18 protein-coding genes are annotated in these 13830 nt (G+C 59.4%); 5 read left to right on the forward strand and 13 right to left on the reverse strand.

Annotation, left to right across the window (positions count from 1 at the left end; genetic code table 11):
* Window positions 1–73 precede the first annotated feature (73 nt).
* Window positions 74–532, forward strand: coding sequence for an Lrp/AsnC family transcriptional regulator (locus AC2FFD_RS17990; protein WP_496873756.1), 459 nt, complete (start codon window positions 74–76; stop codon window positions 530–532).
* Between the two features lie 3 nt (window positions 533–535).
* Here AC2FFD_RS17990 and AC2FFD_RS17995 read toward each other — a convergent pair whose 3' ends face one another.
* A complete protein-coding gene (locus AC2FFD_RS17995; protein WP_425078991.1) occupies window positions 536–886 on the reverse strand; it encodes a CPBP family glutamic-type intramembrane protease in 351 nt (116 codons plus the stop codon).
* Between the two features lie 280 nt (window positions 887–1166).
* Between AC2FFD_RS17995 and ppk2 the strand changes: the two genes are divergently transcribed.
* Window positions 1167–2084: a polyphosphate kinase 2 gene (gene ppk2, locus AC2FFD_RS18000; RefSeq protein WP_496873757.1), complete on the forward strand. Its 918-nt coding sequence runs from the start codon at window positions 1167–1169 to the stop codon at window positions 2082–2084.
* A gap of 67 nt (window positions 2085–2151) precedes the next feature.
* Here the strand turns inward: ppk2 and AC2FFD_RS18005 are convergent, their stop codons facing one another.
* Both AC2FFD_RS18005 and rpsU read right to left on the reverse strand, forming a co-directional pair.
* The gene (locus tag AC2FFD_RS18005; protein WP_496873758.1) at window positions 2152–3234 is read right to left on the reverse strand and encodes a CAP domain-containing protein; all 1083 of its coding nucleotides are present in this window, start codon (window positions 3232–3234) and stop codon (window positions 2152–2154) included.
* Between the two features lie 294 nt (window positions 3235–3528).
* On the reverse strand, window positions 3529–3735 hold the full coding sequence (gene rpsU, locus AC2FFD_RS18010; protein WP_005614280.1) for a 30S ribosomal protein S21: 207 nt from the start codon (window positions 3733–3735) through the stop codon (window positions 3529–3531).
* Window positions 3736–3846: 111 nt separating this feature from the next.
* Between rpsU and AC2FFD_RS18015 the strand changes: the two genes are divergently transcribed.
* Both AC2FFD_RS18015 and AC2FFD_RS18020 read left to right on the forward strand, forming a co-directional pair.
* The gene (locus tag AC2FFD_RS18015) at window positions 3847–4539 is read left to right on the forward strand and encodes a COQ9 family protein (RefSeq protein ID WP_496873759.1); all 693 of its coding nucleotides are present in this window, start codon (window positions 3847–3849) and stop codon (window positions 4537–4539) included.
* Between the two features lie 61 nt (window positions 4540–4600).
* Window positions 4601–5587: an NAD(P)H-quinone oxidoreductase gene (locus tag AC2FFD_RS18020; RefSeq protein WP_496873760.1), complete on the forward strand. Its 987-nt coding sequence runs from the start codon at window positions 4601–4603 to the stop codon at window positions 5585–5587.
* Between the two features lie 30 nt (window positions 5588–5617).
* Here AC2FFD_RS18020 and AC2FFD_RS18025 read toward each other — a convergent pair whose 3' ends face one another.
* Window positions 5618–6475, reverse strand: a complete 858-nt coding sequence (locus AC2FFD_RS18025) for a DUF2189 domain-containing protein (protein WP_170346290.1) — start codon at window positions 6473–6475, stop codon at window positions 5618–5620.
* 193 nt (window positions 6476–6668) lie between these two features.
* Between AC2FFD_RS18025 and AC2FFD_RS18030 the strand changes: the two genes are divergently transcribed.
* Window positions 6669–7652: a quinone oxidoreductase family protein gene (locus AC2FFD_RS18030; RefSeq protein WP_425078987.1), complete on the forward strand. Its 984-nt coding sequence runs from the start codon at window positions 6669–6671 to the stop codon at window positions 7650–7652.
* Window positions 7653–7701: 49 nt separating this feature from the next.
* Here the strand turns inward: AC2FFD_RS18030 and AC2FFD_RS18035 are convergent, their stop codons facing one another.
* The 9 genes from AC2FFD_RS18035 to AC2FFD_RS18075 form a co-directional block, all read right to left on the reverse strand.
* Window positions 7702–8235, reverse strand: coding sequence for an outer membrane protein (locus AC2FFD_RS18035; protein ID WP_170346292.1), 534 nt, complete (start codon window positions 8233–8235; stop codon window positions 7702–7704).
* Window positions 8236–8495: 260 nt separating this feature from the next.
* Window positions 8496–8972, reverse strand: a complete 477-nt coding sequence (locus tag AC2FFD_RS18040) for a YHS domain-containing (seleno)protein (protein ID WP_170346293.1) — start codon at window positions 8970–8972, stop codon at window positions 8496–8498.
* Window positions 8973–9155: 183 nt separating this feature from the next.
* Window positions 9156–9425, reverse strand: coding sequence for a hypothetical protein (locus AC2FFD_RS18045; protein WP_170346294.1), 270 nt, complete (start codon window positions 9423–9425; stop codon window positions 9156–9158).
* Window positions 9422–10027 carry a glycerol-3-phosphate 1-O-acyltransferase PlsY gene (gene plsY / locus AC2FFD_RS18050; protein ID WP_170346295.1) on the reverse strand — a complete coding sequence of 202 codons (606 nt, stop codon included), beginning with the start codon at window positions 10025–10027 and terminating at the stop codon, window positions 9422–9424. Before plsY ends, AC2FFD_RS18045 begins: the two co-directional genes overlap by 4 nt.
* On the reverse strand, window positions 10027–11307 hold the full coding sequence (pyrC, locus tag AC2FFD_RS18055) for a dihydroorotase (RefSeq protein WP_496873761.1): 1281 nt from the start codon (window positions 11305–11307) through the stop codon (window positions 10027–10029). Before pyrC ends, plsY begins: the two co-directional genes overlap by 1 nt.
* The gene (locus AC2FFD_RS18060) at window positions 11304–11690 is read right to left on the reverse strand and encodes a hypothetical protein (RefSeq protein WP_496873762.1); all 387 of its coding nucleotides are present in this window, start codon (window positions 11688–11690) and stop codon (window positions 11304–11306) included. Before AC2FFD_RS18060 ends, pyrC begins: the two co-directional genes overlap by 4 nt.
* On the reverse strand, window positions 11675–12193 hold the full coding sequence (locus AC2FFD_RS18065; protein WP_496873763.1) for a hypothetical protein: 519 nt from the start codon (window positions 12191–12193) through the stop codon (window positions 11675–11677). The genes AC2FFD_RS18060 and AC2FFD_RS18065 overlap by 16 nt, the downstream gene beginning before the upstream one ends.
* Entirely contained in the window at window positions 12190–13125 is a 936-nt protein-coding gene (locus AC2FFD_RS18070) for an aspartate carbamoyltransferase catalytic subunit (RefSeq protein ID WP_171233153.1), read from the reverse strand. The genes AC2FFD_RS18065 and AC2FFD_RS18070 overlap by 4 nt, the downstream gene beginning before the upstream one ends.
* Before the next feature lie 59 nt (window positions 13126–13184).
* Complete coding sequence (locus AC2FFD_RS18075; protein WP_496873764.1) at window positions 13185–13799, reverse strand: scavenger receptor class F, member 2; 615 nt, start codon at window positions 13797–13799, stop codon at window positions 13185–13187.
* Window positions 13800–13830 lie beyond the last annotated feature (31 nt).

Here is a 13830-nt window from a genome sequence, read left to right on the forward strand (position 1 = left end):
AAAACGTGTCAATACGTTTTTCTTTGGAAGAATTTCGCGTAACGTGTCGAAATCTTGCAAAGGACTTGCATAAATGAGCTTGGATGCGACTGATCGAAAGATTCTGGCGGCACTTCAGAAAAACGGCAGGATGTCGAATTCGGAATTGTCTGAACAGGTCAACCTGTCTCCGTCCGCTTGCCACCGGCGTGTTCAGCGGCTGGAGGTTGAAGGCTACATTCGCAACTACGTGGCTTTGCTGGATGCGCGGAAGATGAACGTGCCGACAACGGTTTTTGTCGAGATCACGCTACAGGGTCAGGCCGAAGAGGTTCTGGATGCGTTTGAAAAAGCGGTGGCCCGGATCCCGGATGTGCTGGAATGCCATCTGATGGCCGGTACGGCGGATTACATTCTGAAAGTCGTGGCGGAAAACACCGAAGATTTCGCCCGCATCCATCGCCAATACCTGTCGCGCTTGCCCAGGGTGGCGCAAATGCAAAGCTCGTTTGCCCTGCGTACCGTGTTCAAGACCACTGCCTTGCCCGTCTGATTGTCATAAAGGTCCGGGATAGGTGAACAAAAAAAGGTGGGTCAGGTTGAAGCCGAAATGCATCGCAACAGGTACCCACAGGCGCCTGGTTGCATAGTATCCCAATCCGCAGGCCAGCCCGAGAATGGAAGCAAAACCCACGAGCGCCGGACCTCCGGCGAAATGGGCCAGTCCGAACAGCAGGCTGGCAGCGATCACCCCGGGTGACATCAATCCTGTCACCGAGGCAATGCTGATGAACAAAACCAGCAACGACAAGCCGATGCCTGTCCGCCGGGCCAGCGCCATCAATTGCGCTGATATCAGAACAAGCCAGGGCCAGATCGCGAGCAACGCGGAAAGAAGGAATGTCACAATCGTCTCATCTGTTTCACGCACCCCGTGATGCCGCACCAAAACGAGGCAATGCAAGCAGCCATGGTGAAGCGCAATGCATTGCGTCAATTCAGACGCTTGTATCCCGCGGGCCAGATGTACAAATTCAGGGGAAAGACCGTATACCCGCGCTGGACCTGATTTGCAGGCGTGACAACAGCCGCAGGACTCGTGACCCTCGCATCAATTTATCTGATGACATCAGGTGGTTACACGGGCCCGATATGGTCCGAACCCGAAGACCGAGAAGGAGCTGACCTTGGACAACGAAAAAACTGGCGCCCCCAAAGACTGGCTGGAAGCCGAGCTCGAGGATACGCTGGACGAAGATTTCGAGATAGAATTCAGTGAGCCGATGCTGTCGATGGAAGTCCGGAAAATCTATCGGGAACAGCATCCGGACATGTTGGATCGCAAGGTTTACTTCCGCAACCTGCTGCGCCTGCAAGCTGAACTGATCAAGGTTCAGGACTGGGTACAGCATACCGGGGCCAAGGTCTGTATCCTGTTTGAAGGCCGTGACAGTGCCGGTAAAGGGGGCGTGATCAAGCGGATCACCCAGCGTCTGAACCCGCGCGTGGCGCGCGTGGTCGCGTTGCCGGCACCCAGCCGCCGCGAGCAAAGCCAGTGGTATTTCCAGCGCTATGTACCGCATCTGCCGGCGGCGGGAGAAATCGTTCTGTTCGACCGCTCGTGGTACAACCGGGCGGGGGTCGAGCGGGTGATGGGTTTTGCGTCCGAGGACCAGGTTGAACAGTTCTTTCAGGACGTCCCCGAATTCGAACGGATGCTGGTGCGGTCAGGGATCATTCTGCTGAAATACTGGTTCTCGATCACGGACGAGGAACAGCAGTTGCGATTCCTCATGCGTATTCACGATCCGATGAAACAATGGAAGCTGTCGCCGATGGATCTGGAATCCCGCATCCGCTGGGAATCCTACACGAAGGCCAAAGAGGATATGCTTTTCCGAACCAATATTCCCGAGGCCCCGTGGTACATCGTCGAAGGCAATGACAAGAAACGCGAAAGGCTGAACTGCATCGAGCATCTTTTGACAAAAATCCCGTACGAGGACGTGCCTCAGGAAAAGGTCAATCTGCCCGACCGCAAGTACAACCCGGAATACGAACGCCGCGTTTTGCCGGATGAGCTTTACGTACCAAAGATCTATTGAAGCAAAATCAGGCTCTGAGCCGGAATATGCGAGGCCGACACGGCCGGCCTCGCACAGGGTCAACTGATCAGGCTGCATCCATCATGCAGTCAAAGTGGAAGAAGTTGACCATTGTGATGTCACAGTCATCGACGTCGGCGGTTTCGGTGCCCGCAGGCTCGGATTCCGTTTCCGGCGTGGCGTCGGCGGTCGGCATCATGTCGATATCATCGGTGTCTGCCACGTCCGTGTCGCCGTTCACATCGTCACCCCAGTTGAACTCGTCAAACTGCGCTTGCAGGTTTTCGAGGAAACTGGCGATTTCATCCAGGAAAGCCTGAACGTCAAAGCAGAATGCTTCGGGCTCACCGCCATCAACCACTTCGGTGTCCGGCGTTTCGGGTTCCGGCTCTTCGGTTTCGGTGACGTCGGTATCTGGTGCATCGGGTGTTGGTTCTTCGGTTCCGGGCATTTCGGGTTCCGGTTCCTCGGTTTCGGTGACGTCAGTATCCGGTGTCTCGGATTCCGGCTCTTCGGTTTCGGTGACGTCGGTGTCTGGTGTCTCGGGTGTAGGCTCTTCGGTTCCGGGAGTCTCAGTTCCTGGCTCTTCGGTTTCGGTGACGTCAGTATCGGGTGTTTCGACTTCCGGCTCTTCTGGTACGGCAACTTCGTCCGGCGTGGTTGGCGGAACGGGCGGCGTGTTCGTATTGCCGTTGTCCAGCATGACTGCCGCGTCGGTTGCGGCAAAGTTCTGGGTGACCATCACCGCATCAAAGCCCTGCATGTCACCGGTTTCGACGCCGATCCCGATATATTTGAAATCCGGATTCAGGATATTGGCGCGGTGGCCCGGGCTGTTCATCAGGTTCTGGTGCAACTGCGCCACGTCATCGCTGATGCCGGGCTGCCCGCGTTCGGACTGCCATGCGATGTTTTCGCCGGTCCGCCAGTTTCCCTCAAGATCAAATCCGGCGTTTTGCATCCGCTGGGTTGCACTGGAACCGCCCGAACCGGTGTGACTGAACGTGTCTGTGTCCAGCATCCAGGTGCTGTGATCTTCGGATGAATCGTTCAGCTGCGTCTCAAGTTGCAGCGGGTTGAGCCCGCGGGATGTGCGTTCCTGGTTGATCAGCCCCAGCATCTCGCGTTCGAATGTACTTGCAGTCGACATTTTTGCCTCCGTTTGTGTTTGTGTCCTTCCGGACGGGCTCACTTAGAGGTGGGGGTGTCGACGGTGGTAGGGGGCGGTTCACTTCAGGCGAGTTTTGGCAACCCGATGCTACCGGTGCGGGATTCGCTGCGCTGCAAAATGCCGGGCAAAATGTTGCTGGTGAGGAAATGGCGGCTTGTCGCACAGCCGGTACCACGAGTCGGCGGATTGAAACCGATCCCCGAAACGACAAACCCCCGGGCGATGCCTCGGGGGTCGTCAAATAGTGTCATCCAAAGCTGGACGAGGAAAGTCTTAGAGCAGACCTTCGCGCTGTGCTTTCTTGCGTGCCAGTTTACGGGCACGACGGATCGCTTCAGCCTTCTCGCGCGCTTTTTTCTCGGACGGTTTCTCGAAATGTTGCTTCAGCTTCATTTCACGGAACACGCCTTCGCGCTGCAGCTTTTTCTTCAGGGCACGAAGCGCCTGATCGACGTTGTTGTCGCGAACACTAACCTGCATGTGGTTGTCACCACCTTTCTAGATAGAGTTGCAAGGAAATTGCAGGAGTTGGCCGTATAGCAAAGCCGCTCTAACTTGTCTAGTACTGGGGCCGACAACCGGAGAACCGCCATGACGACCACATATGAAGATGCAAAACAGCAGCTTTTGGATGCAATGCTGATCCATGTTCCCTTCGATGGGTGGTCGGAATCCAGTTTTCGCGCCTCCATTTCCGATTGTGGTCTGGATGACGGCCTGGCGCGCGCGATCTGTCCGCGCGGCGCGGTTGATCTGGCGCTGGCCTACCACGCGCGCGGCGATCAGGCGATGCTGGACCGCATCAAGTCCGATGACCTGAGCGGGCTGAAATTCCGTGACAGGATTGCCGCTGCGGTTCGGTTTCGGTTGCAGGCCGTCGAGGACAAAGAGTTGGTGCGCCGGGGCATGACGCTGTTTTCCCTGCCGACACATGCAGCGGATGGTGCCAGGGCGGTTTGGCAGACCTGCGATCTGATCTGGGATGCGCTGGGCGACACCTCGGATGATGTGAACTGGTACACGAAGCGGGCCACTTTATCGGGTGTCTATTCCTCGACGCTGCTGTTCTGGCTGGGCGATGACAGCCCGGATCATCAGCGCACGTGGGAGTTTCTGGATCGCCGGATCGCTAATGTCATGGAGTTTGAAAAGTTCAAGGCACAGATGCGCGACAACCCGGTGTTGAAACCGTTTCTGGCGGTTCCGAACTGGCTGGCGGGTCAGGTGAAGGCTCCGGTAAAAATGCGGGCCGATCTTCCGGGGATGCTGAACCCCCGAAAGTAGCGCGTCTTGGTGCTGGGCCTTGGCCCTGATGCCTGCTAGGCATTGGGCAAAGGAGGTGCCTATGACCCAGATGATGCGCGCTGTTGAGATCACCGAACCGGGTGGTCCCGATGTTTTGCAACTGACCGAGCGTCCGATTCCCGAACCGGGTGCAGGGCAGGTCGTTCTGAAAGTGGCCTATGCCGGGGTGAACCGCCCGGATGCGTTGCAGCGCGCGGGCGCTTACGATCCGCCGCCCGGTGCCAGCGACCTGCCGGGGCTTGAGGCTTCGGGCGAAGTGGTCTCGGTCGGGGCCGGGGTCGAAGGACTGTCCGTCGGCGATCAGGTCTGCGCGTTGCTGCCGGGCGGCGGCTATGCCGAATATGTCGCCACCCCTGCGGCCCATTGCCTGCCGGTCCCTGCCGGCATGGGACTGAAAGAGGCGGCCTGCCTGCCCGAGACCTTTTTCACCGTCTGGTCCAACGTGTTCACGCGGGGCGGGCTGAAGGCAGGCGAGAGATTTCTGGTCCATGGTGGCTCGAGCGGGATTGGCACGACGGCCATCCAGTTGGCCAATGCTTTTGGGGCCTGCGTTTTTGCCACCGCAGGGTCGGATGAAAAATGTGAGGCTTGCGTCAAATTGGGTGCGGAAAGGGCGATCAACTACCGCGATGAGGACTTTGTGGCCGTCATGCGGGCCGAAGGCGGGGCAAACCTGATCCTCGACATGGTCGGTGGCGACTATATCCCGCGCAACGTCAAAGCTCTGGCCGAGGATGGGCGGCTGGTCCAGATCGCGTTTCTGCAAGGCCCGGTGGTCGAGCTGAACTATGCCCTGATGATGGTCAAGCGCCTGACCCTGACCGGCAGCACCCTGCGCCCGCAAAGCGATCTGGCCAAGGCCCGGATTGCGCAGGACCTGCGCGAAGCTGTCTGGCCTCTGCTTGAGGCCGGCAAGGTTGCGCCTGTCATGGACAGCGAGTTTGATCTGGCCGAGGCTGCCGCCGCCCATGCACGCATGGAAAGCTCGGGCCATATTGGCAAGATCGTTCTGAACGTCGCGGGCTGAACTCTGCGCGCGCGGGGCAGACCCGCGCGTTCACGCAACCGCGCGGCGGTACAGGTGCCATGTGGCATGACCCAGAACCGGCATCACTATGATCAGGCCCAACAGCATCGGCAGGGCTCCCAGAAACAGAAGGGCCGCCACGATGAACCCCCAAGTCAAGATGACGCCGGGGTTGTGACGCAACACGCGAAACGACGTCACGACCGCCACCGGCAATCCGACTTGCCGGTCCAGAAGCAACGGAAAGCTGACGACGCTGATGGCCAGAGCGCAAAGAGCGAATACGAAACCAACGGCGAGTCCGACAACCATCATGGTCCAGCCGGCAGTCGTCGTGAAAGCCTGCGTGGCAAAAGTGCCAAGTGATGCGGGGGCTTCAGGCCCCATTGTATGCGTATAGATGCTCTGGGCCACCATCAGCCAGATCAGCAGAAGCATCACCAGATAGAAGCCCAAAACCAGAATTGCGCCGAATGCCGGCGAGCGGAATACGCCGAACGCATCCAGCCAATGCACCGTGCTGCCTTGTTCACGTTTGCGGCTGATCTCGTACAAACCCACAGCTGCCACCGGACCGATCAAGGCAAAACCTGCGACCAGAGGCGCCAGAAGTGGAACCATGTTGACGTTCAGGGCAAAGCCGAACATCAAAAGCCCCGCGATCGGGTAGATCAACACAATGAATATGGCATCCGCCCGTGTTTCGACAAAGTCGTGATACCCCGCCCGCAGGCAAGCGCGCAGATCCTGCACCGTCAATGTCTGCACCATCGGCAAGTGTTTGGTATCTGCGCTTCCGAGTTGTGAAACGCTATCCGAGACATGATCACTGGCCGCCCCCAGATTCCGGGCGGCCCAACTGATCGGATTTCCGATTGTTTTAGCCATTTTCATCCCCTTTCCTGGCGAGAATTGCGCCGCGGAATGGATCCGGCATTTGGTTGTCCGCGGCCGGACCAGCCGACAACGCCTGGTCGCAGTATAGCACAGTTTGGCGGAATCCTGATCAACACTGTGGCACCAGACGGATTGCCCTGCATTGCAGTCATGTTAGCTTGATGTCAGGCAAGAGGAGGTCAGGATGCAGACAACAGCGAAAACGGTGGTATTGCACGAATTCGGCGGGCCCGAGGTGTTGCGGATCGAAGACAGGCCATTGGGCGACCCCGGACCGGGTGAAATACGTATCCGCCATCATGCCTGCGGTCTTAATTTCATCGATGTTTATCAACGCACTGGATTGTATCCCCTGGAACTCCCCCATGCTTTGGGGATGGAAGCGGCGGGTGTCGTCGAGGCCGTCGGGGACGGGGTAACGCACCTGCAACCCGGTCAACGGGCCGCGTATGCGGCAGCCCCGCCCGGCGCGTATTGCGAGGCCCGCGTAATGCCTGCGGCACAGGTGTGCCCTCTGCCGGACGACATCTCTTTCGACGCTGCCGCGGCTATGATGTTGAAGGGCTTGACGGTTGAGTACCTGTTTCACCGAACCACTCCGCTGAAACGCGGGGATACTGTGCTGTTCCATGCAGCGGCGGGCGGGGTCGGACTGATCGCCTGCCAATGGGCGAAATCCGAAGGGATCACCCTGATTGGTACGGCGGGGACCGACGAGAAATGCAGCCTCGCCCGGTTCAACGGGGCTGCGCATTGCATCAACTACCGATCCGAGAATTTCGCCGAACGGGTGGCCGAGATCACCAAAGGCAAGGGCGTGGACGTGGTGATGGATTCCGTCGGGGCGGACACGTTCGAAGGGTCGCTGAACTGCCTGAAACCCTTGGGGATGATGATTTCCTTCGGCAACGCCTCAGGGCCGGTGCCGCCATTCGATATCGGTGTTCTGGGTCGGAAAGGATCGCTCAAGATCACCCGACCCACCTTGTTCACCCATATTGCGGACCACTCCGTGTGTCAGGCAATGGCGCGCCGCTTGTTCGGCAAGGTCGAGGGCAGAGAGGTCAAGATCCACATCGATCAGCGCTTTGCGCTGGATCAGGTGGCCGATGCACATCGCGCGTTGGAAGCGCGGCAGACGACCGGCAGTACGATTCTGGACCTTTGATGCGAAACCCGGCCTGTCAGGCCGGGTTCAACTTTATCCGGAGTGCCGTTCAGAACCGGTAAGAGACACGAACCTGCAATGTGGTTGCGTCGACATCCACATTGTTTCCGTTGAAGTTATCGAATTCGTGGTACAGCAGCTCTCCGCCAATGCTGACATTCGGGGCCACGATCTGTTCATAGCCTGCGCCGATGAACCACCCGTCATCACTGCCCAGGGTGTCGGTGCCCGCTTCGGCGTAGCCTGCCGTGCCGTACAGCAAACCTTGCGGGTTTACCTTGTAGCCGGCGCGCGCTTTCAACCGCCAGACATCTTCAACAGTTGCCGCGCCGGACAGGCCCACGTCAGTCCAGTCATAGTCAAAACCGCCGCCAACGACCCAGTCGCCCAGATCATAGTCGTAACCCAGGATGATACCACCGATTACGCCATCGCCGTCGACCCCGGACAGGCTGGTGTCCACATCGGCATAACCCAGTTGCAGACCGCCATAAAACCCTGTCCAGTTGCCCGAGGATTGCGCCATTGCCGATCCCGCGACCACGGTTGCGACAGTGGTGATGAGAGCCAATTTCAAAGTCATCTCATTTCCTTTCGATTGTCACTCTGCTCAAGTGAAATTCAGTTCACCTATGCAGACCATTACGATCCGCTCGCGTTATCGGATCAGTGATACCTACGAATTCCAGCCCGTATTCTGGCGTTGAAACAAAAACAGACACGCCGGTGCCCTCTGAAAACGGCCACTTCTGATAAAGATGAGATAGGACGAAATGAGAGGTCTTCAAACGACATGCGGCGGCGGAACATTCCGCCGCCGACACGTCTGAAAGTTTCAGCGGGTTATTGCTTCTGCAATTCAGCAGGGGTCTTGTCCGCGATGTCTTCCCATTTTGCGCCCGCGCTTTCGATAAAGCCCGGGATGTCGCCTTCCCAGCGTTCCTGGATGTCTTCCGACAGGTTCAGGTATAGCTTGTTGTCGACGATTTTCCAGTAGTTCGGGTCGCCGTCGAACTTGAAGCCCATGGCTGTGCCAAAGGCACAGTAGCCCCCGTAGGCAGGCAGGTAGGCTTCCGGGTTGGCTTCGAAGGCGGCTTTGTTTTCCTCGGACGAGAAACGGTACAACGCATCGTCGTGCAGCGCGGTGATGCGGTAGTCGCCCTTGGTCGCTTCACCAACGGTGAAATAGGCAACCGGGTCATAACCCTGCATGGCCAGACCAGTCGAGCTTGCGTTGATGTCCACACCAGCGGCCAGAGCGGATGTTGCCAGTGCAACGGACAGAGCGACGCCACCGATCAGAGATTTAAACTTGTTCATTGTTCCACCTTTCGTGAAAGGAGCCTCGTCTGTGTGCCGATCGAAGGCTCCGGATTGTTGTCCTGTGTGGCCCGTAATTGACCGTCACGACAGCGATCTGGGAAGCAGGCGGATCACGTTCAAAACAATGAATCGTGATTGTGCGCCAGAGAGGAGCGTCTGTTCAATAATGCAGACCTGACATTACGCGTCCGGTTCAAAATCCAGAACAAACGCGATGACTTTGCAGGCCGCCATTTCACAAGGCTTCAGCAGGGCGCCGCTGAGGCGCGTCTGATACAGGTTCATGCTGATATAGTCGGTGCCGCCCAATTCGTGCGCAACCAGCTTGTGGGATTTCCCCTTTGCCATCTGTTGGCGCACGACGACATAGCGCCGATCCCCCGATGAACCGGTAAAACTGCCTTCGGGCAGCGCGAAAAACGCGGAAACGAAAGCGTCCGGCGGTGTCACGACTTTCCGATTTTCGGTTCAGTCCCGGCCTTGATCCGTGCGACGTTGGTGCTGTGACGCCAATAGATCAGAAGGGTCAGGATAATCCCCAGGATAAAGGATTGTCCGTTTGTCAAAACCAGCACCCAGGTCGTTGAAAGCGCGGCCGCGGCCAGCGCGCCGACCGAAGATATCCGCCAGATCGCCGCCGCCACCAACCAGCTGAGACAGCACGCAACTCCGACGCGCCAGTCCAGCGCCAGCCAGAGGCCCAGAAAGGTGGCCACGCCTTTCCCGCCCTTGAAACCCAGCCAGATGGGAAAGCAATGACCCAGAAAGGCAAAAAGGGCTGCGATCTGTGCGGCGTCTTCTCCGGCATAAGCACGGGCAATCAGAACCGCCACCGCGCCCTTGGCCGCGTCGAACAGCAAGGTCAGCGCCGCGGCGGCTTTGTTGCCGGTGCGCAGGACGTTGGTTGCGCCGATATTTCCGGATCCGATTTCGCGCAGATTTCCCAACCCCATGACCTTGGCAAGCAGCAGGCCGAAGGGAACGGAGCCCATCAGATATCCAACCACCGCCCACTGGAGCAGTTCGCTAGTCGAGTTGTCGATCGGGGGCATCAGGAACTCCGGAACACTTCTTTACCTGCAACATAGGTCGAAATGACCTTACCTTGCATCCGCTGGCCGTCAAATGGAGTGTTCTGAGATTTGGATTTTAAGGCAAAGCGATCAAGCACAAAAGGCACATCCGGGTCGAACAGAACCAGATCCGCCGGGGCGCCTTCCGACAATCGGCCGCTTTCCAGACCAAGCCGTTTGGCCGGGTTCAATGCCATCGCCCGGAACAGGGTTGGCAGGTCCAACTGGTCGGCATGATACAGGCGCAATGCCGCAGGCAACAGCGTTTCCAGCGCCACCGCGCCCGAGGCGGCTTCTTCGAACGGCAGCCGTTTGCTTTCCTCGTCCTGCGGTGTGTGCATCGAACTGATCGTGTCGATCAGACCGGTTCGCACCGCCTCGATCACCGCCTGCCGGTCATCCTCGGACCGCAGCGGAGGCTTGACCTTGAAGAAGGTGCGATAGTCGGCCACGTCCAGCTCGTTCAGTGTCAGGTGATGGATCGAGGTGCCAGCGGTGATGTCCAGCCCGTTGCGCTTGGCCCGTTCCAGCGCGGGCAGGGCGCGGGCCGTGGTGATCTGGTCGGCGTGATAGGCCGCGCCCGTCATTTCCAACAGCGCGATGTCACGGTCCAGCCCCATTCGCTCGGCCATGGGCGAGACCGCAGGCAATCCGCGCAGGGCGGCGAATTTGCCGCTGGTGGCCGCAGCGCCATGGCTCAGGCCCGGGTCCTGCGGATGGGCAATCACCAGCGCGCCGCAGGATTTCGCATAGGTCAGTGCGCGGGAAAACACCTTGGTATTGGTGATGACGTGATCGCAATCGGTGAAGGCCACGGCGCCTGCGTCCTGCAAGAACCCGATTTCCGTCATCTCACGCCCGTTGCGCCCCTTGGTCAGCGCGGCCATCGGCAGAACGTTGACCGGTGCATCCGCCTGAGCACGCCGGGTCGCGAATTCCAGCGTTTCCGGTGTATCGACCGCCGGCAGTGTATCCGGGCGGGTGACGATGGTGGTCACACCACCGGCCGCGGCAGCGAGACCTGCGGACTTGTAGCTTTCCTTGTGCCGCTCGCCCGGCTCGCAGACCTTGACGCCGATATCCACGATGCCGGGGGCGAGGCACTTGCCGCCGCAGTCGATGACCTGCCCGTCGGTGGTGGGCGCATCCCCGTCACCGGTGCCCTGAATGAGGCCGTCGGCAATGTGCAGCCAGCCGGGATTGTCCGTGCCGGTTTCAGGGTCGATCAGGCGGGCATTGGTGAAGATCAGGGTGGTCATGGAATGGCCCTTTCAATCGCGGCTTTGGTGGCGGCCGGGTCTGACTGGTACTTGATCAGATGCTTGTCGCCGGATTTGGTGACAACCTGGACGAAGCTGCCCATGATATTCACGGCGGTGATCTGGTTCAGCGGCACACTGCGTCCGCCGGGACCGGTCAGTGTTGTGTCTGACATTTCCCAATTGGCGACCAGCTCTTCCGAGGCCAGATACCAGGCGCGTATGCCGATGGCAGCAAGGCCGGCGGGGGCTCCGGTCCAGACGTAGGGATTGCCGATCAGCCAAAGCACGATCATCGCACCGGCCATGGCAAGAGCAGCCAGCCATGCGTTGGTGCGGATATAGGCCCCCTTGTCCGGGGCGAAGATCACAGGATCAGCCATAAGATGCCTCCGAAGACCAAAAGCGCGACCAGTGCCAGTATGGCCGATCCGACGCGGCGTGGGGTGTCACCCGCTGTGACGGTTTGCGGAGCGGAAAAGGGCTTGGCGCTTTCGGTTTCAATGGTCCCCCCGGTCCAGTTCGTGGCCTCTTCCGTGAACAGGCCGATCAGGTGCAGGCGCGGATCGGGGTTCAGCGTCGCCGGGCGCCCGTTGAAAGCCGCGCTGCGAAGGACCATGACCCAACCGTCGACAGAGGCCAGAGCGTTCCGGTCCAGCTGATCCGCAGACACGCCGCAGCCCTCGGTCAGATAGCCGTACAGGCCGAGGTCTTCCAGGTCGGAGACCGGGAAAACATCGATGTGGCTGGGGTCCAGCCCGTCGACCCCAAGCACCTGATCGGCGGCACCCGGTTCGCGCAGGAACTTCGCCTCTTCCGGGCGCATGTCCAGCGCGAACAGGCGCAAAACGCCGCGTTCGTGTGGGGCGACGGTCAGATCGCTCATGCGGCCTCGCGCAGGTTGCGCGCCAGCAAATCCATCGCGGCCATGCGGACGGCGACACCCATTTCCACCTGTTCCTGAATGACGGATCGGTTGATGTCGTCCGCCAACGTGCCGTCGATCTCGACCCCGCGGTTCATCGGGCCGGGATGCATCACGATCGCGTCCGGCTTGGCCTGCGCCAGCTTTGCGGCGTCCAGCCCGTAGCGGTGGTAATATTCGCGTTCCGAGGGGATGAACCCGCCATCCATCCGCTCTTTCTGAAGGCGCAGCATCATGACGACGTCAACGTCCTTGAGGCCCTCGTTCATGTCGTCATAGATTTCGGCCCCGAACTCGGCGAACTGGCTGGGCACCAGCGTCGGCGGGCCAATCAGGCGGATGCGGTTTTCCATCTTGCCCAGCAGGATCAGGTTCGATCGGGCGACGCGGGAATGGGCGACATCGCCGCAAATGGCAATGTTCAGCCGGTGCAGGCGCCCCTTGGCGCGACGGATGGTCAGGGCGTCCAGCAGGGCTTGCGTGGGGTGTTCATGTTTGCCGTCACCGGCGTTCAGAACGGCGCAATTGACCTTTTGCGCCAGCAGATCGACCGCGCCGGAATGCGGGTGCCGCACCACCAGAAGATCCGGGTGCATCGCGTTCAGCGTCATCGCGGTGTCGATCAGGGTTTCACCTTTCTTGATCGAACTGGCCTGCATCGCCATGTTCATCACATCCGCACCCAGGCGTTTGCCCGCCAGTTCGAAACTGGCCTGTGTGCGGGTCGAGTTTTCAAAGAACATGTTGATCTGGGTCAGCCCCGACAGAACGTCCGAATGCTTGGTCGACTGGCGGTTCATGTCGACATAGGTCTCGGCCAGATCCAGAATGTCGGTGATATCGGATTGCGACAGATGCTCGATGCCAAGAAGGTGACGATGGGCGAAACGCATGGGCGGGCTCCTGTCTGACAATCGCGCCGCTTATAGGAAGCCGGGCGGCGCAAGGCAACCTAAGGTTCCGTACCCTCAGGCAGTTTTTCGCAGCCGCCTTCGGGCAGGCATTGCTGGCCCGGCTTGCACCACTTGCCATAACCACAGTCGATGGCCTTGATCGGTACGCACCCTTGATGGGCCGAGCATTTGAAACCGGGACGGCATTGTGATCCGGTTTCCTCGCACAGGAACCATCCCGGACGAGAGCATCCCCCGCCGGGCAGGCAGGACGAGCCACGCGCGCAGGTTCTGCCATCAGCGCAAGTGGTCGGAGGCGTCGTATCCAACTCGGGTGCGTTCCGTTCACACTCGCCACGACCATTGCAGAAACTGTCGCCCGGACAATCCAGCCGCGAGGCGCATTTGTTCAGGCCTGCGGGCGCACATCTAAGTCCACCCGCAACGCAGCGTTCGAACGGACCGCAACTGCGCCCGCCGCCGCAATAGGTGCCGCCCAGCGGAATGCAATGGCCATCAAAACTGCATCTTTGCCCGCCTGAACAGCATGTGCTGCCGCATTTGAACTGACCCCCACGGCACTGCCCGTGTTTGTCGTGAAATGTGGCCAATGCCGGATCACCAGTGACAACCAGCACTAGTCCAATGATGAGGAATCGCAGAAATCTGAGCATCGCAGGCCGATGGTCGGCGCGACAGAGCGAC

It is taken from the genome of Ruegeria sp. YTSC002 (assembly GCF_059609845.1).